20 protein-coding genes are annotated in these 21,643 nt (G+C 63.2%); 8 read left to right on the top strand and 12 right to left on the bottom strand.

The features are described from left to right. Positions 1-65 precede the first annotated feature (65 nt). Positions 66-1,361, bottom strand: a complete 1,296-nt coding sequence (locus tag IEV58_RS00990; protein ID WP_188407810.1) for an ABC transporter substrate-binding protein — start codon at positions 1,359-1,361, stop codon at positions 66-68. Positions 1,362-1,583: 222 nt separating this feature from the next. Here IEV58_RS00990 and IEV58_RS00985 point away from each other — a divergent pair, with 222 nt between their 5' ends. Both IEV58_RS00985 and IEV58_RS00980 read left to right on the top strand, forming a co-directional pair. Beyond that, entirely contained in the window at positions 1,584-2,270 is a 687-nt protein-coding gene (locus IEV58_RS00985) for a DUF2848 domain-containing protein (RefSeq protein ID WP_188407809.1), read from the top strand. Next, a complete protein-coding gene (locus IEV58_RS00980; RefSeq protein ID WP_229729101.1) occupies positions 2,267-2,989 on the top strand; it encodes a GntR family transcriptional regulator in 723 nt (240 codons plus the stop codon). The genes IEV58_RS00985 and IEV58_RS00980 overlap by 4 nt, the downstream gene beginning before the upstream one ends. 1 nt (position 2,990) lies before the next feature. Here the strand turns inward: IEV58_RS00980 and IEV58_RS00975 are convergent, their stop codons facing one another. The 9 genes from IEV58_RS00975 to IEV58_RS00935 all read right to left on the bottom strand — a co-directional run bounded on the left by IEV58_RS00975 (position 2,991) and on the right by IEV58_RS00935 (position 13,120). Further along, positions 2,991-4,349: an amidase gene (locus IEV58_RS00975; RefSeq protein WP_188407807.1), complete on the bottom strand. Its 1,359-nt coding sequence runs from the start codon at positions 4,347-4,349 to the stop codon at positions 2,991-2,993. Positions 4,350-4,367: 18 nt separating this feature from the next. Then, complete coding sequence (locus IEV58_RS00970) at positions 4,368-4,748, bottom strand: cupin domain-containing protein (protein ID WP_188407806.1); 381 nt, start codon at positions 4,746-4,748, stop codon at positions 4,368-4,370. Between the two features lie 24 nt (positions 4,749-4,772). Then, positions 4,773-6,242 carry a 4-hydroxyphenylacetate 3-hydroxylase family protein gene (locus tag IEV58_RS00965; RefSeq protein WP_188407805.1) on the bottom strand — a complete coding sequence of 490 codons (1,470 nt, stop codon included), beginning with the start codon at positions 6,240-6,242 and terminating at the stop codon, positions 4,773-4,775. 33 nt (positions 6,243-6,275) lie between these two features. Next, positions 6,276-6,827 carry a flavin reductase family protein gene (locus IEV58_RS00960; RefSeq protein ID WP_188407804.1) on the bottom strand — a complete coding sequence of 184 codons (552 nt, stop codon included), beginning with the start codon at positions 6,825-6,827 and terminating at the stop codon, positions 6,276-6,278. Between the two features lie 33 nt (positions 6,828-6,860). Then, positions 6,861-8,561 carry a thiamine pyrophosphate-binding protein gene (locus IEV58_RS00955; RefSeq protein ID WP_188407803.1) on the bottom strand — a complete coding sequence of 567 codons (1,701 nt, stop codon included), beginning with the start codon at positions 8,559-8,561 and terminating at the stop codon, positions 6,861-6,863. Next, positions 8,558-10,033: an aldehyde dehydrogenase family protein gene (locus tag IEV58_RS00950; RefSeq protein ID WP_188407802.1), complete on the bottom strand. Its 1,476-nt coding sequence runs from the start codon at positions 10,031-10,033 to the stop codon at positions 8,558-8,560. The genes IEV58_RS00955 and IEV58_RS00950 overlap by 4 nt, the downstream gene beginning before the upstream one ends. A 92-nt stretch (positions 10,034-10,125) precedes the next feature. After that, entirely contained in the window at positions 10,126-11,634 is a 1,509-nt protein-coding gene (locus tag IEV58_RS00945; protein ID WP_188407801.1) for a tripartite tricarboxylate transporter permease, read from the bottom strand. Further along, positions 11,628-12,080, bottom strand: a complete 453-nt coding sequence (locus tag IEV58_RS00940; RefSeq protein WP_188407800.1) for a tripartite tricarboxylate transporter TctB family protein — start codon at positions 12,078-12,080, stop codon at positions 11,628-11,630. The genes IEV58_RS00945 and IEV58_RS00940 overlap by 7 nt, the downstream gene beginning before the upstream one ends. Before the next feature lie 80 nt (positions 12,081-12,160). Further along, a complete protein-coding gene (locus IEV58_RS00935) occupies positions 12,161-13,120 on the bottom strand; it encodes a Bug family tripartite tricarboxylate transporter substrate binding protein (RefSeq protein ID WP_188407799.1) in 960 nt (319 codons plus the stop codon). Between the two features lie 466 nt (positions 13,121-13,586). Here IEV58_RS00935 and IEV58_RS00930 point away from each other — a divergent pair, with 466 nt between their 5' ends. The 6 genes from IEV58_RS00930 to IEV58_RS00905 all read left to right on the top strand — a co-directional run bounded on the left by IEV58_RS00930 (position 13,587) and on the right by IEV58_RS00905 (position 19,692). Beyond that, positions 13,587-14,135, top strand: coding sequence for a MarR family winged helix-turn-helix transcriptional regulator (locus IEV58_RS00930; RefSeq protein ID WP_188407798.1), 549 nt, complete (start codon positions 13,587-13,589; stop codon positions 14,133-14,135). A gap of 135 nt (positions 14,136-14,270) precedes the next feature. After that, positions 14,271-14,873, top strand: a complete 603-nt coding sequence (locus tag IEV58_RS00925; RefSeq protein WP_229729100.1) for a UbiX family flavin prenyltransferase — start codon at positions 14,271-14,273, stop codon at positions 14,871-14,873. A 61-nt stretch (positions 14,874-14,934) separates the two neighbouring features. Further along, positions 14,935-16,341: a UbiD family decarboxylase gene (locus IEV58_RS00920; RefSeq protein WP_188407796.1), complete on the top strand. Its 1,407-nt coding sequence runs from the start codon at positions 14,935-14,937 to the stop codon at positions 16,339-16,341. Positions 16,342-16,353: 12 nt separating this feature from the next. Next, on the top strand, positions 16,354-16,908 hold the full coding sequence (locus IEV58_RS00915; protein ID WP_188407795.1) for a TIGR02444 family protein: 555 nt from the start codon (positions 16,354-16,356) through the stop codon (positions 16,906-16,908). Between the two features lie 283 nt (positions 16,909-17,191). Then, entirely contained in the window at positions 17,192-18,649 is a 1,458-nt protein-coding gene (locus IEV58_RS00910) for a DUF7125 family protein (protein WP_308790732.1), read from the top strand. Further along, positions 18,646-19,692 (top strand): sensor histidine kinase, encoded by a 1,047-nt coding sequence (locus IEV58_RS00905; protein WP_188407793.1) that lies wholly within the window; start codon positions 18,646-18,648, stop codon positions 19,690-19,692. The genes IEV58_RS00910 and IEV58_RS00905 overlap by 4 nt, the downstream gene beginning before the upstream one ends. A gap of 24 nt (positions 19,693-19,716) precedes the next feature. Here the strand turns inward: IEV58_RS00905 and IEV58_RS00900 are convergent, their stop codons facing one another. Beyond that, a complete protein-coding gene (locus IEV58_RS00900; RefSeq protein WP_188407792.1) occupies positions 19,717-20,790 on the bottom strand; it encodes an ABC transporter ATP-binding protein in 1,074 nt (357 codons plus the stop codon). Between the two features lie 28 nt (positions 20,791-20,818). Continuing rightward, the gene (locus tag IEV58_RS00895) at positions 20,819-21,643 is read right to left on the bottom strand and encodes a carbohydrate ABC transporter permease (RefSeq protein WP_188407791.1); all 825 of its coding nucleotides are present in this window, start codon (positions 21,641-21,643) and stop codon (positions 20,819-20,821) included.

Genomic DNA, 21,643 nt, shown 5'->3' with positions numbered 1-21,643 from the left:
GCGGCTCCTCCGAAAAATGGGTCAGACGCGGGCCAGACGCTGCAAGCGCGCGGCCCGCGCGAGGCTTACTTGTAGGAGCCGGGCTTGGGCAGCGTCTCCAGGAAACTCTTGTCGAGCCCGCTGATCCACTTGAAGGGATCCTGGCCAACCGGCGGCATCAGGCTTTTCCCCTCGTAACGAACCATGTCGCCGATGACAGGGAAGTCGTGCTTGGCGGATTTCACTGTCGTGCCGACGATCTGATCGACGATGCCGTCATTGTCTTCGCGGATCGTCACCTCACCGGTGAGGGTCGTCGTCTGAAGGCCCTTCAGCGCTTCGGCGACCTGGGCGCGGGTCGGCCAGGCGTCGCCATTGGCTTTCATCGCCTTCTCGTAAGCCGCCTTCGTGATGAGGAAGGTGTTCGCCATCTTCATGGTGGGGAAGACGGGGTATTCCCCATACTTCTTCCGGTAGGCTTCCGCGAAGGTCTGCGTCTTTTCATTTGCCATTGACGTCGGCGACATCCACCAACCGTCGCCGAGGACGCCGACGATGACACCCTCGGGAAGAGCGACACGCTGAAGGACCGTCTCGCCGAGGGCCAGAACCACCTGGCTGGTGGTGAACAGGCCGCGCGGCTGGGCTTGGCGGACGAAATTCTCCAGATCGCCACCCCAGAGATTGGAGAAGATCACGTCCGGGCGGGCGGCCGACAGGCGGGATATCTCGGTCTGGAAGGAGGAGGCGCCGAGACGGGGGTAAAGTTCGGCGACGATTTCGACGTCCGGCTTGAAGGCCTTCAGAGCGGCCTTGAAGATCTCCGCCGCGTCATGGCCGAAGGCATAATCGGGATTGATGATGGCGACACGAGAGACGTCAGGCTTCTTGTCGAGAAGATAGGCTGCATAGGCCATGAACTCGGGAATCGTATTGCCGTTCGGGCGGAAGACATAGTCGTAGTCTTCCTGGAGCAGCTGATGCGTGTCGCAGTTCCAGCCGATGGTCGGAACCTGCATCTGCTCGGCCACGGGCGCGAGAGCTAGGCAGTTGGCGCTCGACAAGGCCGCGATCATGACCTGGTTCGAGGCATCGCCGGCGAGACGCCGGAATTCCGAAATGACACCCTCCGCGCCCTGCGCCTCGTCCACGAAAGTCGCGCGCAGGGGGACGCCTCCGATGCCGCCATCGGCATTGATCATCTCGATGATGAACTCGGCACCGTTGCGTCCCGGCAGGCCGTAAGCGGCGGCAGGTCCGGAGGTGAAGGTGAAAACGCCGACGCCCAGCGTCTCCGGCCGCTTCGCATCCTGAGCAAGAGTGATCGCCGGCGTGGCGGCAATGAGCGCCGCCGCAGCAAGATAACGCTTCAGTAACCTCATGGTGCACCCCTTGTTCTGCCGGCGGTTCGGGCGCCGCGACAATTTCCTCAGACGCGGTATGAACCCCAGCTTTGTCGTTTCAGGCACAAGAAAAGGCTTGTGAAATTTCACAACAGCATTAGGCTTTCGGGCTGTCAAGCGCAAGTTTTGTGCAGGCATTCAATCTAGGCAGCCGTTTGGCGGCGCTCCTCCAAAAGGCTTGGGAAGACGGCAGGGATCCTGATGAAAAAGCTCGAACTGAGAATTGAAGCCCGTGACGGATCGACGAACCAGGTCTTAGAGATCGGCGATCTCGTGATCGCAGGCTGGGCGGCTCGCGACAAGGTGGCGATGGAGCACCACATCGCCGAGCTGGAGGCGCTGGGCGTGGCCCGGCCGAAGCGGACACCGACCTATTATCGTGTTTCGGCCGCGCGGCTAACGACCGATCCGGTGCTGGAAGCCACCGGCACGCAGTCGAGCGGTGAGGTCGAGCCGGTGTTGCTGGCGGCGGGCGGAAGGCTCTTCGTCGGTGTCGGATCGGACCATACCGATCGCGACGTGGAGACCTATGGTGTGACCGTTTCCAAGCAGATGTGCGACAAGCCGGTGGCCGGAACGGTCTGGCCCTTCGAAGAGGTGCGCGATCACTGGGACCAACTGATTCTTCGCAGCTTCGCCACCATTGACGGGCGCCGGGAGCTGTATCAGGAAGGTCCGGTGGCGGGACTTCTCGCGCCGGTCGACATCATCGCAGGTTTTGCTGCGCAAGGATCTTTGTCCGACGGCACGGTGATGTTCGGCGGCACGCTCGGGGCCATCGGTGGAATCCGCCCGGCCACGCGTTTTGAGGGCGAGCTGGAAGACCCGGTGCTTGGGCGTTCCCTTCGCTTCGGATATGACATGAAGATCCTCCCGATCGAGGGATGAGGAACAAGGGCACCGCCGGTTACGTCATGAGCTCCGATACGCAGACCGCAGCACGGAGCGCTCCCAATCCCGGGTCGGGAGGCGGAGCCAGGGCCTCCCTGCGCGACGTAGCCTACGAGGCCATCAAGCGGCGCATCATCACCTGTGAGCTGAGGCCCGGCGAGGTGATGAGCGCGGCCGAGCTGAGCGACCATCTCGACATCGGACGAACCCCAGTGAATCAGGCGATCGACCGCCTGATGACCGATGGGCTCGTCGAGGTCATGCCGCGCAAGGGCATCGTCGTGAAGCCGATCAGCCTCGATGAGGTGTTCGACATCATAGAAGTGCGGTTGATCAACGAGGCCTATTGCGTGCGCCGTGCGGCGGAGCATGCCGGCAGCGGCCTTATCGCCGCGCTGCAGGAGAACGTCGCCAAGATGGAAGAGGCCGTTCGCGACCGCGATACGGAAGGCATGATGGAGCTTGATCGCGCGTTTCACGCGCATCTCTCACAGGCGGCGGGGAACCAGACGTTGTCCGAGATCCTCGGCAACCTCCATGATCGTTCGGCGCGGCTCTGGTTCATTTCCTTGAAGGCGCGTGAGCACCATGTGAGCGTCTGCCGGCAGCATGCCGCCGTGGCCGATGCGATCGCGCGGCATGATCCCGACGCCGCCGAGGCGGCCATCGTCGATCACATCGAAGCCTTCCGCGCCAACATCACGCGCCAGATCTAGATCACGCCAGAGCGGCCTCAACGGCCATCGCCGTGGCAAGAAGGCGCCGGTCGTCGCCTCCGGCGGCCGCCAGGGTCAGACCCGCGGGCGTCTCGTCGCCTTCTTCCATGGGAATGGAGATGGCGCAGCCATCGGCCATATTGATCGCCGTGGAGTTGCGCAGGACGAGGAGATTGACGCGCGTGAAGGCGTCATCGTCGGTCTCCAGCACCTCCAGTCTGGGCGCGACCACCGGCACGGTCGGAAAGGCCAGGGCATGGTAGGCGCTCATCCGCTCCGTAACCCGGCGAACGAAGTCGGCGCGCGCTTGCTCAAGATCAATATAGTCGGCGGCGCTTTGCTTTTCGCCCCGCATCAGCCGGAGCGCCACGCGCGGGTCGTAGAGATCTTTCTTGGACTGCAGGAGGGCACGGTGCCAGGCGTAGCCCTCGGAGGCCGGATAGCCGCCCTTTGCATTCAGCTCCGGGATCTCGCCGAACTCGGCGAGCTTGATTTCGACGACGCGCGCTCCCGCCTTGGAGAGGCGTGACAACGAGCGCTCGAACAGCCGCCCGACATGCTCGTCCATGTCATCAAGGACGAGCGTCTGCGGTACCGCGATCGTCAGATTGGCAACATCGCGTTGTCGGATGCCGGCAGCACCCTTTGCCGGCACGTCTCCAGCCATGATGTCGAACAGGATGCGGGTGCACTCCACACTGCGCCCGATCGGGCCGGCGCTGTCGAGCGTTCGTGACAGGGGGATGATGCCGTCGCCTGATACCGTGCCCACGGTCGGCTTGTAGCCCACCAGGCCGCAGAAGGCGGCGGGAATCCGGCAGGAGCCTCCGGTGTCGGTGCCGATCGCGCCATGTGCCATGGCTTCGGCAAGCGAGACGGCGGCGCCTGAGGACGAGCCGCCGGCAATCCGCCCCTCGTGCCGGGACGCCGGGCTGAGAGGCGTGCCGTAATGCGGGTTGAGGCCGAGGCCGGAGAAGGCGAACTCGGTCATGTTGGTGCGCCCGACCACAACGAAGCCGGCGGCGCGAAGGCGCGCGATCACAGGTGCATCGGCTCGGGCGGGCGGTGCGTCGGCGAGGGCGCGCGAGCCGGCCTTTGTCGTCTGGCCCGCCAGATCGAACAGGTCCTTGACCGAGATCGGGATGCCGGCGAAGGGCGACGGTGCAGCGCCTGCTGCCCGCAGCGCGTCCATGGCCGCGGCAGCCTTGCGGGCCCCTTCGCCATCAACGCTCAGGAACGTGACGCCTCCCTGTCCCGCCGGATCGGCAATCCGGTCGAGACAGGCCTCCACGAGGGCCGCGGCGCTTGTGCGTCCGGCGCGGAGATCATCGGACAGTCGGGTCAGCGTCTGCTTTTCCATGGCGCCCTTCGCAGGTCTTCAGACGGGGTCGAAATAATGGATTTCGAGCAGGATGCAGCCCTTCTCCGACTTGAAGGGGCCATGGAAGGCCTGCGGCGGCCGGCAGGCATAGGTGTTGGGAGGAAAGGGAGTGCCGCCTTCACCCTTCTCGTCGTTGCCGACCGTCAGGTCGCCGGAGACGAGGTAGACCTCTTCCCAATAGTCATGAACGAAGGGCGCGGTGGTGAACACGCCCGGTTCGAAGCGCAGGAGCCGCGTGCGCGTCCCGCGCTTGTTGACCTCATCAAGCGCCCCGGACAGGATTTTCTGCTGGATTCCCGAGGGATAGCCCGGCGGCACCTCCCAGCCCGAGTCCATGTCGAGTGTGTAGAATTCGTCGTGGGCCTTGTTGACCGGCATCGTCCGTCTCTCCGTTTTCGTTGTTCAGCCGCGCGCGGCAAGCTCGGCCTCGAGGCCGTAGGAATCCAGCATGTCCTGGACGAGGCTGTCTGCTGCCTCCCAGTCGTAGGTGCGGAAGGCATGCGCTTTCGTGACGAAGGTCGCGCCAGCGTAGAACATCTCGTACTGGTGATGGCGTGAGCCGAATTCCGAGCCCACCGCATCCCAGGCGAGCTTGTAGAACTTCACCTTCTCGCGGGAACCGGCGGCAGGCGATTGCTGCGTCTTGTCGATCAGGGCGGCGATTTCCGGATTGGCGAAGTCCTCGATGGAGGATGGCAGCATGATCATGCCGCCGCCGGCCAGCTCACGCAGCGTGTTGAGAACCTTAGGATAGAGCTGCTGCGTCAGGGTCTGTGCGGTGTAGAGCGTGTGGCGGTCGGGGACGAAATAGGGTCCGGACTGTTGGCCCTTCGCCTCCATGGCCGCGACCAGCGCATCGACCATACCGGCTTCCGCCGAGAGCTGGCCGAGCATTTCCTTCACCTGGGGGAAGCCGGTGACGCCGTTTGTTTCCGCGATGCGACGGCCGAGACCGACGAGAAAGCGCATCTTCACCGACAGACGGATCATCGCCTGATAGTTCTGGTAGACATGCGCGGGCGTCGCATGGAACTGCTTCTGGCACATCTCCACGTCGCCATCGATGAAGACACGGTCCCACGGCACCTTCACATCGTCGAAGTAGAGGACCGCATCGTTCTCATCGAAGCGGCTCGCCAGCGGATTGTCGAACACCGATCTTGCCTGCGCCTCATAGGACTTGCGCGACAGGATCTTGAGCCCCTTGGTATTCATCGGAATGGCGAAAGAAAGGGCGTAACGCTCGTCACCGGGACGCAGCGGCTGAATGCAGGTGACGAAGACCTCGTCCGCGACCACGCCGCCCGTCGCCAGCATCTTGGCGCCGCGCACGGTGATGCCTTCCGCGTCGCGATCCACGACGCCTGTGGTCAGGAAGGGGTCGGCTTGCTCATTGGCGGCCTTGGAGCGATCGGCCTGCGGATTGATGATGACGTAGGTCAGGTAGAGATCGTTGTCGCGGGCGTAGCGATAATAGCCTTCCAGCGCTGCCGCGCGCTTCTCGTCATAGGCGCGAAACACGTCGAGGCCCATGGCCATACCGGCAATGCAGGAGGCGACATGATCAGGCGCGCGGCCCATGAAGCCGGCGTGAAGCGCACCCCAGCTCTCAAGCCCGCGCCGGCGTTCCACCAGTTCCTGATAGGAGGTCGGGAACTGCCAGATCTTGTTGGCGCGGCCGCCCTCCAGCGTCTCATAGGTCATCAGATCGCGGTTTTCGGGCGCGCTCGCATAATCGAAGAGGCGCCCCGTGGACGCGGCGATGTTGGCGAAAGCCGGATGAGTGGTGACGTCTTCCACCCGTTTTCCGTCGATGTAGATCTCGCGCCCGTCGCGGAGGTTGGCGATATGGGTCTGTCCGGTCTTGAGCATGGCAGGTTCCAGGTTTGAAGAAGCGTAAGGGTGTCAGTAGTGTATGGGGAGCGGCCATTCCGGCTCGCGCTCATGGCCCGAGGCCAGGTCCTGATATCGTCCGCGGAAGAAGACGAGAGGCTCGGGCTTGTTCGGATTGGTAGAGTAACGGATCACCCTGCCGACGAAGATCACGTGATCGCCGCCGTCGTAGGTGGCATAGGGCTCGCACTCGAAATGCGCGAGGGCGCTTTCAAGGAGCGGAGCCCCGGCATGACCGACGGTCCGCAAGGTGTTTTCCCACTTGTCGGACAGCGCGCGGGCAAAACGGTTGGACAGCGCCTCCTGCTCGCGGCTGAGCACATTTACCGCGTAACCCTTGGCCTCTTCCATGATCTTCAGGCTGTAGGCCTTGCGGTCGATCGAGAAAAGCACCAGCGGCGGATCGAGCGAGACCGAATTGAAGGAGCTCATGGTCATGCCGACGAGATCGCCCTCGGGCCCGCTGGCGGTGATCACCGCGACACCGGTGGCGAACTCTCCCAGGGCTTGCCGAAACTGCTTGATCGGATCCGTCACATCCTCACCCGAGAAACGATATGGCATTTAGCTTTGTTATAAAGCTATTTATTGAGAACGTCAACGTGAATGCGCCTCGGAATGCGGGCGGACGCCAGCCTTACGGAGCCGCATGCCCGGCGTGAGCTGATCGTGGTCCACCCGCAGCTCCAGGATCGCAGGACCGCCAGATTCCATGGCGCGCTGCAGGGCGGCGGGAAACGCCGCGCCATCTTCGACGATCTCGCCGAAAGCACCATAGGAGCGCGCCAGCGCCGCAAAATCGGGGTTGGTCAGGTCGGTGCCGCTCGGACGTCCGGGAAAGTGACGTTCCTGATGCATCCGGATCGAGCCGTAGAGGCCGTTGTTGACGATGATCACGACGATGGCGAGCTCATTCCTGACGGCGGTCGCAAAGTCTGGAGAGGCCATGAGGAAACAGCCGTCGCCGGCGAAGGCGACGACCTGCCGGGACGGAAAACGCAACTTCGCGGCGATCGCCGCCGGCAGGCCGTAGCCCATGGCGCCGGACTTTGGAGCGAGCTGAGTGCCGAGATCGCGGTACTGAAAGAAGCGGTGAAGCCAGATGGTGTAGTTGCCCGCCCCATTCGTAACGATTGCATCATCCGGCAGAACGTCGCGCACATGGGCGACAACCCTCGCAAGATCGAGAGGCAGGCCCGATGCGGGAGGAGCGACGTAGGTCTCGTAGATCCGGCGGGCTTCCTGGCGCCAGCCGGCCCAGGCTGGAGCAGCCATGGGTGCCATGCCGCTCAGGGCCTTCATGAAGGCAGAGCTGTTCGCCTGTATCGGCAGGTCGGCCCGGAAGGTCTTGCCGAGCTCTTCCGATCCGGGATGGACGTGGATGAGCACCTGCCGCGGCCGCGGGCTGTCCAGCAGCGTATAACGTTTCGTGGTCACCTCGCTCAGCCGGTCACCGATCACCAGGAGCAGGTCCGCCCTCTGCACGAGCTTTGCGACTTCAGGATTACTGCCGAGGCTGAGGTCACCTGCGTAGTTGGGGCTGCGGTTGTCGAGAATGTCCTGAGACCTGAATCCGGCAACGAGCGGCAGATCGTTTGCCGACACAAAATCCCGCAGTATTCCGCGTGCTTCCGCTGTCCAGCCACCGCTGCCTACGATCACCAGCGGACGTTCGGCGCCTTGCAGAAGCGCGCGCAGCTTCACGATGTTGTCCGGTGCGGGATAGGGTGTCGCGTGTTGGAAGCGTGGAGGATCGGCGACCTCGCTGGCTGTCGCCAGGATATCTTCGGGGATCGACAGGACAACGGGGCCGGGCCGTCCCTGCGTCGCGACATGGAACGCGCGCGAGATGTATTCGGGGATGGCTTCGGTGCGATCGATCTCGGCGGCCCATTTCGCCGTGTCCGCGAAGTGGCGGACATAGTCCATTTCCTGGAAACCTTCGCGACCGCTCTGGTCGCGTGGCACCTGACCGATCAGGAGCACCAGTGGAGTGGAATCCTGCATGGCGGTGTGCACGCCGATGGCGGCATGCATGGCTCCGGGGCCACGGCTCACCAGGCAGACGCCGGGACGGCCCGTCAGTTTTCCGTCGGCTTCCGCCATGTGGCAGGCGCTCGCTTCGTGACGACATGTCACGAAGCGGATGACATCCTCGCCCACCAGCGCATCGAATATCGGCAGGGCGCTTTCGCCGGGCACGCCGAAGATCGTGTCCGCGCCTTGCGCCTTCAGCGCTCCGACGAGGATGGCGCCGCCGCTGCGGGTGCTGCCCGTCGTGCTCGCTTCGCTCATCATGCGTTCTCCGCCCGGCATATGGTTTTCAGTTCCGAATAGAAATCGAGCGACCACTCGCCGCCTTCGCGGCCGAGCCCAGATTTCTTGAAACCGCCGAAGGCGGCGCGCTCGTCGCGCACCCGCCAGCAGTTGATCCACACCGTTCCGCTCTGAATGCGCCGGGCGACACGTTCCGCCCGGTCTGCATCCCCGCTCCACAGGGCCGAGGCAAGGCCGTAGTCAGAGGCGTTTACCCGCGCCACCGCCTCGTCCTCGTCATCGAAGGGCGAAACATGAGCGCAGGGGCCGAAGACTTCCTTCCGGCAGATCTCCGCATCGTCGGGAAGCCCTGTGAAGACGCTCGGCTGCACCCAGAAGCCGTCGTTGAAGGGTTTGGGCATCTGAAGCGCCCCGCCACCGATCACCGCGCTCGCTCCGGCTGCAAGGGCGCGGTCATAGAAGCCGAGAACCTTTGCGCGCTGTTCGGCGCTGATGGCGGGACCGAGCGTGGTGGACTGCGCCCGTGGGTCGCCCGGACGGATCGCCGTTTCGGCATGCCGGACAATGCTCTCCAGAAAGCGCTCATAGATCGGGCGTTGCACCAGGATGCGTTCCGTGGTGAGGCAGACCTGGCCGCAATTGTCGAACATGGAACGGACGGTACCGGCCGCCGCAGCATCGATGTCGCTGTCGGCGAAGATGACGGCCGCGTTCTTGCCGCCGAGTTCCAGTGATACCGGTCTCACCCCCTGCGAGGCCGCCTTCATGATGGCCTCGCCCGTGCGCGTTTCTCCGGTGAAGGTAATGGCATCGACCCCGGGGTGGGCGGTGAGGTGGGCTCCGGCCGCGTTGGCGCCATGGCCCTGAACGATGTTGAGGACGCCTTCGGGCAAGCCGGCCTGCGTGGCGATCCGCGCCAGGAGAAGCGCGGTGCGGGGGGAATGTTCTGATGGTTTCACCACCACGGCGTTGCCGCAGACGAGAGCCGGCGCCACCTTCCAGGTGAGAAGGAGAAGCGGAAGGTTCCAGGGGGCCACCACGCCAATCACGCCGATCGGCGCGCGCACCGTGATGTTGCGGGCCCGGCCGCCACCCGCCAGCGGCGTGTAAAAATCGGCCTTCTCTTCGGCAAGCGCGATATCGGCGAATGCCCTGAAATTGGCGATGGCGCGGGGAATCTCGACATTGCGGGTGGCAGTGATCGGCTTGCCCGTATCGGTGATTTCAGCGTCCACGATTTCGTCGATGTGCGCTTCAAGCGCATCGGCGATGCGGCGGAGCATCGCCGCGCGCTCGGCGAGGGTCGTGCGCGCCCAGGGTCCCGACAGACTGCGCCGCGCCGCCGACACCGCACGCTCGACCAATTCGGAACCGGCTTCGCAGACACGGCCGTTCACCCGGCCGGTCGCCGGGTCGATCTTGTCGAACCAGGTGGAGCCTTGTTCATCGCGCCCATCGATGAAGCATGGGACGGTGGAAAGAGAAGAGGTCATCGGTTCACCAGAAGAGGAAGGGCAGGCTGCTGCCGCCCAGCGGAGCGAATTGTCATATCGAGGAGCACCTTCCGTTCCGCCTGCTCGTCAAGTCATTCCTCCTCGCTGAAGACCTCTTCCCTCTTGCGCTTGATGGCCGGCAGCGCGACGGTCACGAGGAGCACCACGCTGATGAGGATGAGCGTCAGGCTGAAGGGGCGCTGGAAGAAGACGAGCGGATCGCCCCGTGAGATGATCATGCTGCGCCGGAAGTTCTCCTCCATCATTGGCCCGAGGATGAATCCCATGAGGAGCGGGGCCGGCTCGCAGTCGAGCTTGCGCAAAACGTAGCCGAGAAGTCCGAAGGCGATAGCGAGATAGATGTCGAACGGCGAGTTGCTGACCGAATAGATGCCGATGCTGCTGATGACGAGAATGATCAGGAAGAGCAGGCGGTAAGGCACGGCCAAGAGCCGGACCCAAAGCCCCACCATCGGCAGATTGATGACGATCAGCATCAGATTGCCGATGAACATGCTGGCGATCAGGCCCCAGAACAGCTCCGGCTGCCGGGTGATCACCATAGGGCCGGGAGCGATCCCGTGCATGGTCAGAGCGCCGATCATCAAAGCCATGGTGGCGCTGGTGGGAAGCCCCATGGTCAGCAGTGGGACAAAAGATGTCTGCGCCGCGGAATTGTTGGCCGCCTCCGGACCGGCGACACCTTCGATCGCACCGTGCCCAAAACGGGATGGGTCCTTGGCAAGACGCTTCTCGAGCGCATAGGCGGAGAAACTCGCCACGGTGGCGCCGCCGCCGGGCAGGAAGCCGAACACCGTGCCAAGGAGGGTGCCGCGCATGACGGCGCCACGGGCCGACTTCAGAACATCCCAGGAGGGCCAGATCCGCTCGATCTTGGAGCGATTGACGATCCGTGCCAGCGAGCCTTCGAGATTTTGGATGACCTCGGCGATGCCGAAAAGACCGAGCGCGATCGCGACGAAGCTGATGCCGTCAGACAATTCGATAAGGCCGAACGTCATGCGGGAGGCCCCGGTGTTGACGTCCATCCCGATCATGCCGAGCAGAAGACCGAGGAAGATCATGGCGACGGCGCGGAAGACCGACCCCTTGGCCAGGACGATCGCCGCGATCAGGCCGAGCACCATGAGCGAGAAATAGTCCGGCGACTGGAATTCACGCGCTAGCCGCGCAAGGCTTGGGCCGGCGAAGGCCACCACGATCGAGCCGAACACGCCCGCGAGGAAGGAGCCGATGGCCGCGATCGCCAGGGCATCGCCTGCACGTCCCGCCTGGGCGAGCTTATAGCCGTCGATGGCGGTGACGACGGAGGTGGATTCCCCGGGAATGTTGACAAGGATCGCGGTGGTCGAGCCGCCATATTGGGCGCCGTAGAAGATGCCCGACAGCATGATGATCGCAGTGACGGGTTCGAGCGCGAAGGTGGCGGGCAGAAGGAGCGAGATGGTCGCCACGGGTCCCAGACCCGGCAGGACGCCAATCAGCGTCCCGATCAGGGCACCGAACAGGCAGAAGAGCAGGTTTTCAGGCGTTGCGGCTACGGCAAATCCGTGACCGAGGAGAGAAAGCACTTCTACCATGGGAGCACTCTGACTGGCACGCCAAGCAGCCGAACGAAGACGAGGGCGCAGAAGGTTGCGAGGACAGCGCCGAAGATCACGCTCTCGCGGAGCTTCGTTTCGCGCGACGCGAAGATCGCGATGGCGATCTGGGCGAGAACGGCCACGATCAACCCGGCGCGGTCGATAAGAACGGCGAAGGCCCCCATCGAAAGAAGAACAAAGGCAAGCGGGCGCAGGTGGAGATCCTCAGCGTCCGCGCCCCGCACGACAAGGCCGCGCAGGAGGAGGAAGAGGCCCATGGCGCCCAACACGATGGCGATGGCAAGCGGAAAGAACCCGGGGCCCATGCTTCGCGGCGTTCCGATCCTGAGGTCGAGGATGAACCAGACGGCGATCGCGGCAATGCAGCTGAGCAGGAGGCCCGAATAGAAGTCGAGGCTTCCTTTGCAGATCCTGGTTTTCATTCAATGATTTCCTTGGTGACCGTGTCCTCATGGAATGCACAGGGGCGGCCGCCGACGCGACGGGCCGCCCCTGTGAACCATCACTTCTTGACGCCGATCTCGGTCAGGAGCTTGTCCCACTGGGCGACCTCGCCCGCGATGCGCTGGGAGAACTCCTCGGGCTTGGTGAAGACGGTCTGGGCGCCGATGTTGGCCATCGCCGCGACGACGTCCTTGTCCTTGGCCATTTCCTGAAGGACCGAGGATACCTTCTGCACTATCTCGTCCGGCGTGCCGGCGGGTGCCATAACGGCATTCCAGGATTCGACATTGTAGCCCTTGGCCACCGTCTCGGAGACGGTGGGAAGATCGGCTGCAAAGGGGCTGCGCTCGGCCGAAGTGACCGCCAGCGCCCGGACGTTGTTCGCCTCCATCTGCGGAAGCGCGTCAGTCATGTTGGTGAAGCTGAGATCGACCTCGCCCGCAACGACCGCGGCCGTTGCCGGGGCGCCGCCGCCGAAGGGAACGTGCACCATCTCTGTATTGGTCAGCGACTGGAACAGCGCGACCGAGAAGAACATGAGGCCGCCAGCACCGCTGGAGCCGAAGTTCAGCTCGCCCGGATGCTCGCGCGCATAGGTTACCAGCTCGTCCATTGATTTGATCGGAAGAGAGGGGTTTACGATCACAGTCTGCGGGATCGTGCTGACGATGCTGATGGGGCTGAAGCTTTTGACGGGGTCGTATTCCGTCTTCTGAGCGATGGGCGCGATCGAGATTGCGCCGACGCTGCACATGCAAAGCGTATAACCATCCGGCTTCGACTTCGACACGAGGTCAGAGCCAACGATGCCGCCTCCGCCGGCGCGGTTTTCGACAACCACGGTCTGCTTCAGCGCCGTTTCCATAAACCGCGCGGTGATACGGCCGACCGCGTCGGTGTAACCGCCTGCGGCATAGGGCACGACCAATGTGATGGGTTTTTCCGGCCATTCCGCGCGCGCCAAGGCCGGCGAAAGGACGAGACTCGCCCCAAGGATAAAGCCTGCTGCAACCTTCATGTGACTCCCCTCTTTTGCTTAAGACATACCTCTGTGGGCGATCATTCTCTTGGCGTCCTAAGGGAGCGGAGGCAAATGCCGCCTCTGGCCGTTCTCCCGATCGCCTCGCCCAACCCTCGTGAAAGTACGGTGATATTTCACTGCGATCATAGACGTGCGCAGCAAGGGGTCAACCCGCCTCCTGCGGGATTTCGCGAGAATCTGCATATTTCTTTGATATGCCCGTTCCATAGGCAGCAGGTGCTGTTCAGCGGCAGGGAAACGCACCGCTGCCAGCGTCTTGCAAGGCGCGGCATCCTCTGGACAAGGCGAGGAGCCGCGCAGGTCCGATGTCGATAACGAGTGCATGGGATGCATCGTCCGCGTCTGGATGACCTGACGGGATCATGTTAATAACTAGCTTTCTTAAAAAGCAATCCCGATAGATACGACCTCCTGTTGGCGTTCTGGGATCGACGGAGGATTCATGAAAGACAGTTCCGGCAAGATGCCGCTCCAGAGCACGACGCGTGATGCCTTGCTTCCCGGCGGGAGCGACGCCGACTTCCGGGAGATGCTGCACAACACGCTCGCCTTCGCCTCCCGCATTCAGAACGTGCGCGACGGCTTCGCTTCGCTCCTGGGTTTGTCGGGAGCGCAGTTCACGATCCTGATGGCTGTGCGCCGTTTGCAAGGCTCGGACGGAATCGGCGTGAACGCTCTGGCCGAGCACCTTCATCTCAGCGGAGCCTTTGTCACCATCGAGGTCAACAAGCTGGTGGCGCAGAATCTGATCAACAAACGTCCGCATCCGGAGGATAAGCGGCGGGTGAGGCTTACGCTGTCGGAGGAAGGATCGCTGCGTCTTACTTCTCTGCTTCCGGTGCAGGCGCCTGTGAATGATGCGCTTTTCGCCAGCCTGACCGCCGAGGAATTCAAGACGTTCCACAGCATCATGAAGCGGCTTGTCCAGCACGGCGATGAAGCTCTTGCGCTGCTCAGCTTCTATATGGCCAAGACCGGCACCGAATCCTGACAGGCTCCGCCAGGCGATTTCGCGAGAAGGGGGCTTTCCCGCGGCGAGGAAGGCCGCTAACATAGCTTTTAAACAAAGCTATTGTCTTCGCCGCTTCACCTTGGTGCAAGATCAATGGCAACGCTTGGAGGGGTGATGGCAGACGATCATCGCAGGCCTCGGATGATCGTCGCGATCAGTGGCGCGTCCGGTGCGATTTACGGGGTACGGCTCCTGGAGCTGTTGCGCCGGGCAGAGGTCGAGACGCATCTCATCATGTCGCGCACCGCCCAGGTGACGCTCGCGCATGAAACCGAGTTGAAGGTTGCCGACGTCGAGGCCCTTGCCGATGTCGTCCATTCACACCAGGACCTTGCCGCCGCCTGTTCCAGCGGCTCCTTCCATACACTCGGCATGATCGTGGCTCCCTGCTCGATCAAGACACTGTCGGAAATTGCCACCGGCGTCACCGGCAACCTCGTTTCCCGATCGGCCGACGTGACGCTCAAGGAGCGTCGTCGGTTGGTGCTGATGATGAGGGAAACCCCGCTTCATCTCGGTCACATCCGGTCCATGGCCGCGGTCACGGAAGCGGGCGCCATCGTCTATCCGCCGGTGCCGGCCTTCTACAGCCGTCCCGCTTCGTTGGAGGAGATGGTCGACCACACGCTCGGGCGGGTCCTCGACCTTTTCGGCATCGAGACCGGCGTCGTGAAGCGGTGGACGGGCACGGCGGCGTCGCGCCGGCGCGAGACGTGACGGTGCCGCGGCCCTGAATTGAGACAACTATCCATGCTTTCTGTTGGTTGATGAGGCCGAAATGAAGAATTCAGATGTTCTGGACAGCCGCTTCCGCAGCGCGCTGTCGCGCATGGCGGCGGCAGGCCGCATCCGCACCTATGAGGGGAGCACCGATCCCTATCTCGAGGTCGCGGCGCTGCTTAAGAAGCTCGATGGCGACAAGGCCCTGCTCTTCCCCTCGGTGCAGGGCTACGACATGCCTGTTGTCGGCAACATCCTTGCCTCCCGGGAAAACTGCGAGGCCGCGTTCGGCGTGGACTTCCGGGGCATCCGGACCTTCGTGGAACGTGCGCTCGGCAATCCGCTGCCGCCGACGGTCGTCGGCCATGCGCCGGCACAGGAGGTGGTCGTCACCGAGGGAATAGATCTCGCCAAGGTTCTGCCGGTGCTCCATCACACCGCAGCCGATTCCGGGCGTTTCATCACCGCCGGTGTCGTCATTGTGCGGGATCCGGAAACCGGCATCTATAACGCCTCCTATCATCGCCTCCAGCTGATGGGACCGAACCGTACCGGCATCAAGCTGGATTACGGACGGCACCTGCGCCTCGCCTTCGAGCGCGCCCAGCGCCGGGGCGAGCCGCTGCCGATCGCGGTGTGCATTGGAACCGATCTTGCCCTTCAATATACCGCGGCGACCATGGGCTCGCAGATGCCGCCCGATGCGGACGAACTTGCCGTTGCCGGCGGTTTGTGCGGCCGGCCCCTCGAAGTCGTGCGAGCGGTGACCCAGGACCTTCTCGTTCCCGCTGAAACGGAGATCGTCCTGGAGGGACTCGTTCGAACCGACGAAACGGCTATGGAAGGGCCTTTCGGGGAATTCATCGGCTCCATGGCGCCGGCCGATCTGGCGCCGGTCTTCGACGTCACGGCTCTCACCCACCGCCACCGGCCGATCTATCACGCGATCAACGGCTATGGCCGGGAAACCGTGATGCTGCGCAAATACGTCCTGGAAGCCAGCCTCCTGAAGATCCTGCAGCCGGCTGTGCCCATCGTGACCGATGCCGAGATGACGGCGGGCGGCATGCATCGCTTCCATGCCGTGATCCAGGTCAGGAAGCAGTCGGCGCAGCATGAGGGCCTGCAGCGCAACGCCGTGTTGGCGGCCTTTGGCGCCTTGAAGGACCTCGACTATGTCATCGTGGTCGATGAGGACATCGACATCCGGAATCCGCAGGATGTGGAATATGCGCTCGCCACGCGCATGGAGGCCTCGAAGGACCTTATCGTGATCCCCGGTGCGCGCGGACATGAATATGTTCGCGCCGGGAACAACGGTATCCGCGCCAAGCTTGGTATCGATGCAACCGTGCCCTTTGAGGAAAAGGCCCGCTTCGCCCGTGCCAGCTTCGCCGACATTGCCGTCGATGATGCCCGCTTCTCCTCGGACCCCAAGGCGGCCGAGGAGGCGTTGCGAGGCTGAGGAGGTGAAACGATGAGCGGCGGCGATGTTCAGGTGAACCGGGAAGGTCCGCATTGGGCCTTCTCGCTGGCCGTTTATGGCGGTGCGGGCGTGTCCGACGCCTGCCTGCATCTTCAGGACACCTGCGGCGTCGACGTCAATGTCATGCTTCTGTGCGCCTATCGCAGAGCACAGGGGCTTGCGGTCGACGAGGCGCTGCTCGCAATGGTCGAAACGACCGTCGATCCCTGGCGGGAGGGCGCGATACTGCCCCTGCGGCAGCTGCGGCGGGATCTGAAGAAGGGCGTGGCTTCCGTGCCCCCTGAAACCCTGTCCTTTGCACGGAAAAAAATCTCTGATGCCGAGATCACCGCCGAGATGGTCGAGCAGGAACTGATCATGCGTGCCATGGAAGGCGGGGACCGCCGGCCCTCCGATGAACCTTTGGCGCAGGTCGTCATGAAGGTCGTCAAATTCTATGCCGGCCGCCGCGGCCTCGACGCCCGAACCAGACGGGTTACGGAGGCGGTGGAGGCCTTGGCCGGCCAGGCGGACCGGTGCCGGCATCTGGTGCCGCCGGCGATGTAAGTCGCGGGCGGCAGATCGCGCGACTTCGGAATTCAGCCGGAAACCTTACCCCCCGCTGTGCTTGCCCCTAGACAGGACGTGGGCTGTCTCTTCCAGCCATGCTCCTGGCATTGTGACGCGTTGCGGCCGCCATCTGTGTCTCTTGCCTCGAACCGGTGCTTCATTTAGACAAACGGTGGGTTGTTGGATAATCGGCTGCCATCTCAGAGCAGAGATCGTTGCCTCGAGGCACACATGCCGACCTGTGAGCCTGGGCATCGGCCTGTAGCTTTCCCCCCGGTCGATGAAAGCAAAGGCAGCTACGATGGAGGGAAGAAGGCAGCCCACGGTAAGCTCTGGCATAGCCGGGCTTGATGATATTCTTCGCGGGGGATTGCCCGCTGCAAACCTCTACATCATGCAAGGCGACCCGGGAGCGGGTAAGACAACCGCCGCGCTTCAGTTTTTGCGTGCCGGCGTAGAGGCGGGAGAGCGTTGCATCTACGTCAGCCTCTCGCAAAGCGCGGCCGAACTGCAAGCCATCGCATCGTCCCACGGATGGACGCTCGATGGAATACGCATTGAAGAGCTCTCCGCTTCGGAAACGGTGAACGGCGCCGCCGATCAGACGATCTTTCAAACCTCGGAACTTCGGCTGGACGAAACCCGGAAGGCGATCGAGAGCGCGATCGAGGAGCACAAGCCCCATAGATTGGTCTATGATTCGCTCCTTGAGATCCGATTGATCACCGGCGACGCGCCTCGCTTTCGACGCGAGCTCATCGGCTTCAAGGCCTTTCTCGCCAGGCGCGGGATCGTGGCGCTCCTGCTCGACACGCAAACCAGCGGCGGCGACCACAACGGCGAGGAGATCGAGGGCATCGCCCATGGCGTGATCCGCCTCGATAAGGAGCTCGAGGAATACGGCGCGGTGCGGCGGCGCATCGAGGTGAGCAAGATGCGTGGCGTCGCCGTCGCCGATGGCTATCACGATATGGCCATTCGCGAAGGTGAAGGCATCGTCGTGTTCCCAAGGATCGTGCCCGGCTCCGGCGGCGAGGTTACCAAGCCGCAGTTGATCAAATCGGGGGTGGAAGCCCTCGATGAGATGTTTGGCGGCGGGCAGGAGTCCGGCACCATTACGCTCGTCATTGGTCAGTCCGGCACCGGCAAATCGACGATGGCGTCCCTCTATGCGACCGCTGCCCTGCAGCGTGGCGAAAGTGTCGCTCTCTTCCTGTTCGAGGAAAGGCTCGAAACCTTCTTTCGCCGGTCCGAAGGTTTAGGCATGAACCTTCGCCAGTTCTACGAGGACGGTCAGCTCGTCATCTATGACTTCAGCCCCAATCAGGTTTCTCCGGGGGAGTTCAGCAAGATCGTCCAGCAGGTCGTCGACCGCAACAAGACGCGGGTCGTGGTCATCGACAGCTTCACCGGATATTTGAATTCGCTGCCGCATCGCGAAAAGGCGGTGCTCGACATTCAGTCGCTTCTGAAGCATCTCGCGCGCGCCGATGTATTGACCATCCTCATCGTCGCGCAGCACGGTCTGCTGGGGCAGAATGTCGGGATTGATGTCGATGTGAGCTTCCTGGGCGATACCGTGCTTCTCCTTCGGATGATGGAGCATGAGGGCCGGCTGAGGCGCAGCATTACGGTGGTTAAGAAACGCCATGGTCCGCACGATCTGGACGTCCGGGAACTTTCCATCGCGAGTTCCGGTGTTTCGGTCGTCGCCTATAATCCCTTGCCAGAGACGTGAGCGACTTTGAGCAAAATGGATTAGGGCCGCTCGATTGGGTTCTCATTCTGGCTCCCTATCGAAAAGACGCATCCTATACGGCGTCCCTGCTTCACGAGCACAAGATAAAGGGACGCGCGACAAGCCCTGCGGAGTTGGCCGATCTGCTGGCCCAGTCTCCCGGCGCGTTGGTCGTTACGCATGAAGCGCTCGATCCCGCGGCGATCGCTACCATCGCAGACTTCCTCCGCGATCAGCCAAACTGGTCGGAAATACCCATCATCGTTCTGGTGGACCGCGCCGCATCCCAATCGCGGATCAAGGCTGCGCTTGGCGCAGCATGGCCACGCTCCCGCCAGATCTTCTATCAACGACCCGTGGCTGCCCTGGAGCTGATCAGCGGCATTCAGTCGGCGCTCCTGGCCAGGTACCGTCAGCGCGAGGTCCGTGACTATCTCGAGCGGGAGACGGAGCTTCGGCTCGAGCTCAATCATCGCGTGAAGAATATTCTCGCCAGCGTAATGTCCATTTTCGAGATGACCCGACGCGGCGCCACAACCATCGAGGAGCTGTCGGAGGACTTCCGGGGACGGTTGACCGCCCTGTCCAACGTCCACTCCACGGTGTTCCTCGCCGGTGGTGAGGAGGTGCCGTTCGCGGATGTCGTCGGCTCGACCCTGGCGCCCTATCGTTCCGGGGAACTGCCCCGCGTCTCCGTTGACGGTCCCCATATCCTGCTCTCGCGCGAGGCCGCGACGACCCTGGCGCTCTGCCTTCACGAGCTTGCGACGAACGCTATCAAATATGGAGCCCTGTCCCGGGCCGAGGGACATGTCCGGCTGGAATGGAAGCTTTCCCCCAGTTCAGACCCGGATCTGACCATCACCTGGACCGAGACGGGCGGGCCACTGGTCGTTGTGCCGTCGGGAACCGGCTATGGCACCCGCTACATACAGGCGGCGCTGACAGGCCTGTTCGCAAGACGTCCCGAGCTTGCGTTTGACCCGGAGGGCTTTCGCTGTATTGCGGCCGGCCCACTTTCACGCATTGTGCGGAAGTGCTGAGCGGTTTGAACAGCGCGCGCCGGATTACGCCGCGCGAACGGCGCGGCCGGTGTCGTCGAACAGGTGCAACGTCTCCCGCGGTGCCGACACGCGGAGCATGTGACCGCGCTCTGCCGCCGCAGTGCGCGGCAGCTTGACGATCAGCGGAGCGTCGTTGCCCACGTCGAGGTGCACCAATTGGGTCTCGCCGAGGTGTTCCACAAGCGTGATCCGGCCTTCGAAAAGCGAGGGCGCGCCGTCTTGCGCGATGGTCAGATCTTCCGGGCGAACGCCGAGGCCAAGCGACGTCCCGTTCAACGATGCGCCTAGGGCAACCGGGGCGGCGGCGCCTCGCGGCAGTACCTTTCCCTCATCCGTGACAGTGGCCGGCACGATGTTCATGGCGGGCGAGCCGATGAATTCGGCGACAAAGCGCGTTGCCGGCCGGAGATAGAGCTCCATGGGCGTTCCGACCTGCTCCACCTGACCGTCGCGCAGAACGACGATGCGATCGGCGAGCGTCATGGCTTCCACCTGATCATGGGTCACGTAGATCATAGTGGTATCGGTCATGCGCTCGTGCAGTTTCGCGATCTCTACCCGCATCTGGCCGCGCAGGGCGGCGTCCAGGTTGGACAGCGGCTCGTCGAACAGGAACACACGCGGGTTGCGCACGATGGCCCGCCCGATGGCGACGCGCTGGCGCTGGCCACCGGAAAGCTCGCGCGGTTTGCGGTCGAGCATGGATTCCAGCTCCAGAAGCCGGGCGGCCTCCATGATGCGCTCCCTGACCGCCTCGCGACCGCTTCCGGCGAGCTTCAGGCCGAAGGCCATATTGTCGAACACCGACATGTGGGGATAGAGCGCATAGGACTGGAAGACCATGGCGATGCCGCGCTCTTTCGGCGGCAGGTTGTTGACCGACCGACCGTCGAACAGCATCTCCCCCGCCGTGATCTCCTCCAGCCCGGCGATCAGCCGCAGCAGGGTGGACTTGCCGCAGCCAGAGGGGCCGACGAAGACCACCAGTTCGCCTTTGGTGATCTCCAGGTCGATGCCATGGATCACCTCGGCTTTGCCGAAGGATTTGCGGATGTTCTTGAGTGTCAGCTGTGCCATGGCGGCAGTGGCCCCTTTGGACGTTCGATCAGCCCTTCACTCCGCCGGCGGTGAGACCGGCCGCGATGCGGCGCTGGAAGATGAGGACGAGGATGATGAGCGGCGCCGTCACCACGACGGAAGCCGCCATGATGGCGCCCCAGGGCGTTTCCTGCGCCGATGTTCCGGAGATCATGGCGATGGCGACCGGCGCCGTGCGCGTGTCGGAACTGGAGACGAAGGTCAGCGCGAAGATGAATTCGTTCCAGGCCTGGATGAACGCGAGGAGGCCGGTGGTCACCATCGCCGGCCACATCAGCGGGAGAAAGACGCGGGTGACGATGATCCAGGGCGAGGCGCCGTCGACGATGGCCGCTTCCTCGATCTCCACCGGGAGGTCGCGCATGAAGGTCGTCAGCACCCAGACCGTGAAGGGCAGAGTGAAAATGAGATAGCTCATGATCAGGCTGAACAGAGAATTGTAGAGCCCGAAGGCGCGCACCACCTCGAAAAGGCCCGCCAGCACGGCGATCTGGGGGAACATGGACACCGACAAAACGGTGAGCAGCAGGAGCTTGCGGCCACGAAAGGGAACCCGCGCCAGGGCAAAGGATGCCGTCAGCCCGAGAAACAGCGAGATGGCGACGGTCGCTGCCGCCACCAGGACGGAGTTGAGCACATTGGTGGGGAAGGCACCTCGGCCGAGCACCTGGCGGTAGTTGGAGAGATCGAACGTCTCGGGGAGATAGTTCGGCGTGAAGAGTGCGGTGCCCGACTCCAGCGATGTCAGAACCGCGTAGTAGAAGGGAAACAGGGTGAACAGCAGGATCAGCGCCACCAACAGCCAAAAGGCGATCTTTCGGATCGTTGCCAT

The sequence above is a fragment of the Agaricicola taiwanensis genome (genome assembly GCF_014635245.1).
Lineage (GTDB): Bacteria > Pseudomonadota > Alphaproteobacteria > Rhizobiales > Methylopilaceae > Agaricicola > Agaricicola taiwanensis.
Note: the sequence above shows the minus strand (reverse complement) of the source record. Positions and strands in the feature narration are given on the sequence as shown.

Excerpts from the sequence above, each read along its gene's own strand:
- IEV58_RS00990 (WP_188407810.1), bottom strand. The coding sequence starts at position 1,361 with ATGAGGTTACTGAAGCGTTATCTTGCTGCGGCGGCGCTCATTGCCGCC.
- IEV58_RS00985 (WP_188407809.1), top strand. The coding sequence starts at position 1,584 with ATGAAAAAGCTCGAACTGAGAATTGAAGCCCGTGACGGATCGACGAAC.
- IEV58_RS00980 (WP_229729101.1), top strand. The coding sequence starts at position 2,267 with ATGAGGAACAAGGGCACCGCCGGTTACGTCATGAGCTCCGATACGCAG.
- IEV58_RS00975 (WP_188407807.1), bottom strand. The coding sequence starts at position 4,349 with ATGGAAAAGCAGACGCTGACCCGACTGTCCGATGATCTCCGCGCCGGA.
- IEV58_RS00970 (WP_188407806.1), bottom strand. The coding sequence starts at position 4,748 with ATGCCGGTCAACAAGGCCCACGACGAATTCTACACACTCGACATGGAC.
- IEV58_RS00965 (WP_188407805.1), bottom strand. The coding sequence starts at position 6,242 with ATGCTCAAGACCGGACAGACCCATATCGCCAACCTCCGCGACGGGCGC.
- IEV58_RS00960 (WP_188407804.1), bottom strand. The coding sequence starts at position 6,827 with ATGCCATATCGTTTCTCGGGTGAGGATGTGACGGATCCGATCAAGCAG.
- IEV58_RS00955 (WP_188407803.1), bottom strand. The coding sequence starts at position 8,561 with ATGATGAGCGAAGCGAGCACGACGGGCAGCACCCGCAGCGGCGGCGCC.
- IEV58_RS00950 (WP_188407802.1), bottom strand. The coding sequence starts at position 10,033 with ATGACCTCTTCTCTTTCCACCGTCCCATGCTTCATCGATGGGCGCGAT.
- IEV58_RS00945 (WP_188407801.1), bottom strand. The coding sequence starts at position 11,634 with ATGGTAGAAGTGCTTTCTCTCCTCGGTCACGGATTTGCCGTAGCCGCA.
- IEV58_RS00940 (WP_188407800.1), bottom strand. The coding sequence starts at position 12,080 with ATGAAAACCAGGATCTGCAAAGGAAGCCTCGACTTCTATTCGGGCCTC.
- IEV58_RS00935 (WP_188407799.1), bottom strand. The coding sequence starts at position 13,120 with ATGAAGGTTGCAGCAGGCTTTATCCTTGGGGCGAGTCTCGTCCTTTCG.
- IEV58_RS00930 (WP_188407798.1), top strand. The coding sequence starts at position 13,587 with ATGAAAGACAGTTCCGGCAAGATGCCGCTCCAGAGCACGACGCGTGAT.
- IEV58_RS00925 (WP_229729100.1), top strand. The coding sequence starts at position 14,271 with ATGGCAGACGATCATCGCAGGCCTCGGATGATCGTCGCGATCAGTGGC.
- IEV58_RS00920 (WP_188407796.1), top strand. The coding sequence starts at position 14,935 with ATGAAGAATTCAGATGTTCTGGACAGCCGCTTCCGCAGCGCGCTGTCG.
- IEV58_RS00915 (WP_188407795.1), top strand. The coding sequence starts at position 16,354 with ATGAGCGGCGGCGATGTTCAGGTGAACCGGGAAGGTCCGCATTGGGCC.
- IEV58_RS00910 (WP_308790732.1), top strand. The coding sequence starts at position 17,192 with ATGAAAGCAAAGGCAGCTACGATGGAGGGAAGAAGGCAGCCCACGGTA.
- IEV58_RS00900 (WP_188407792.1), bottom strand. The coding sequence starts at position 20,790 with ATGGCACAGCTGACACTCAAGAACATCCGCAAATCCTTCGGCAAAGCC.
- IEV58_RS00895 (WP_188407791.1), bottom strand. The coding sequence starts at position 21,643 with ATGGCAACGATCCGAAAGATCGCCTTTTGGCTGTTGGTGGCGCTGATC.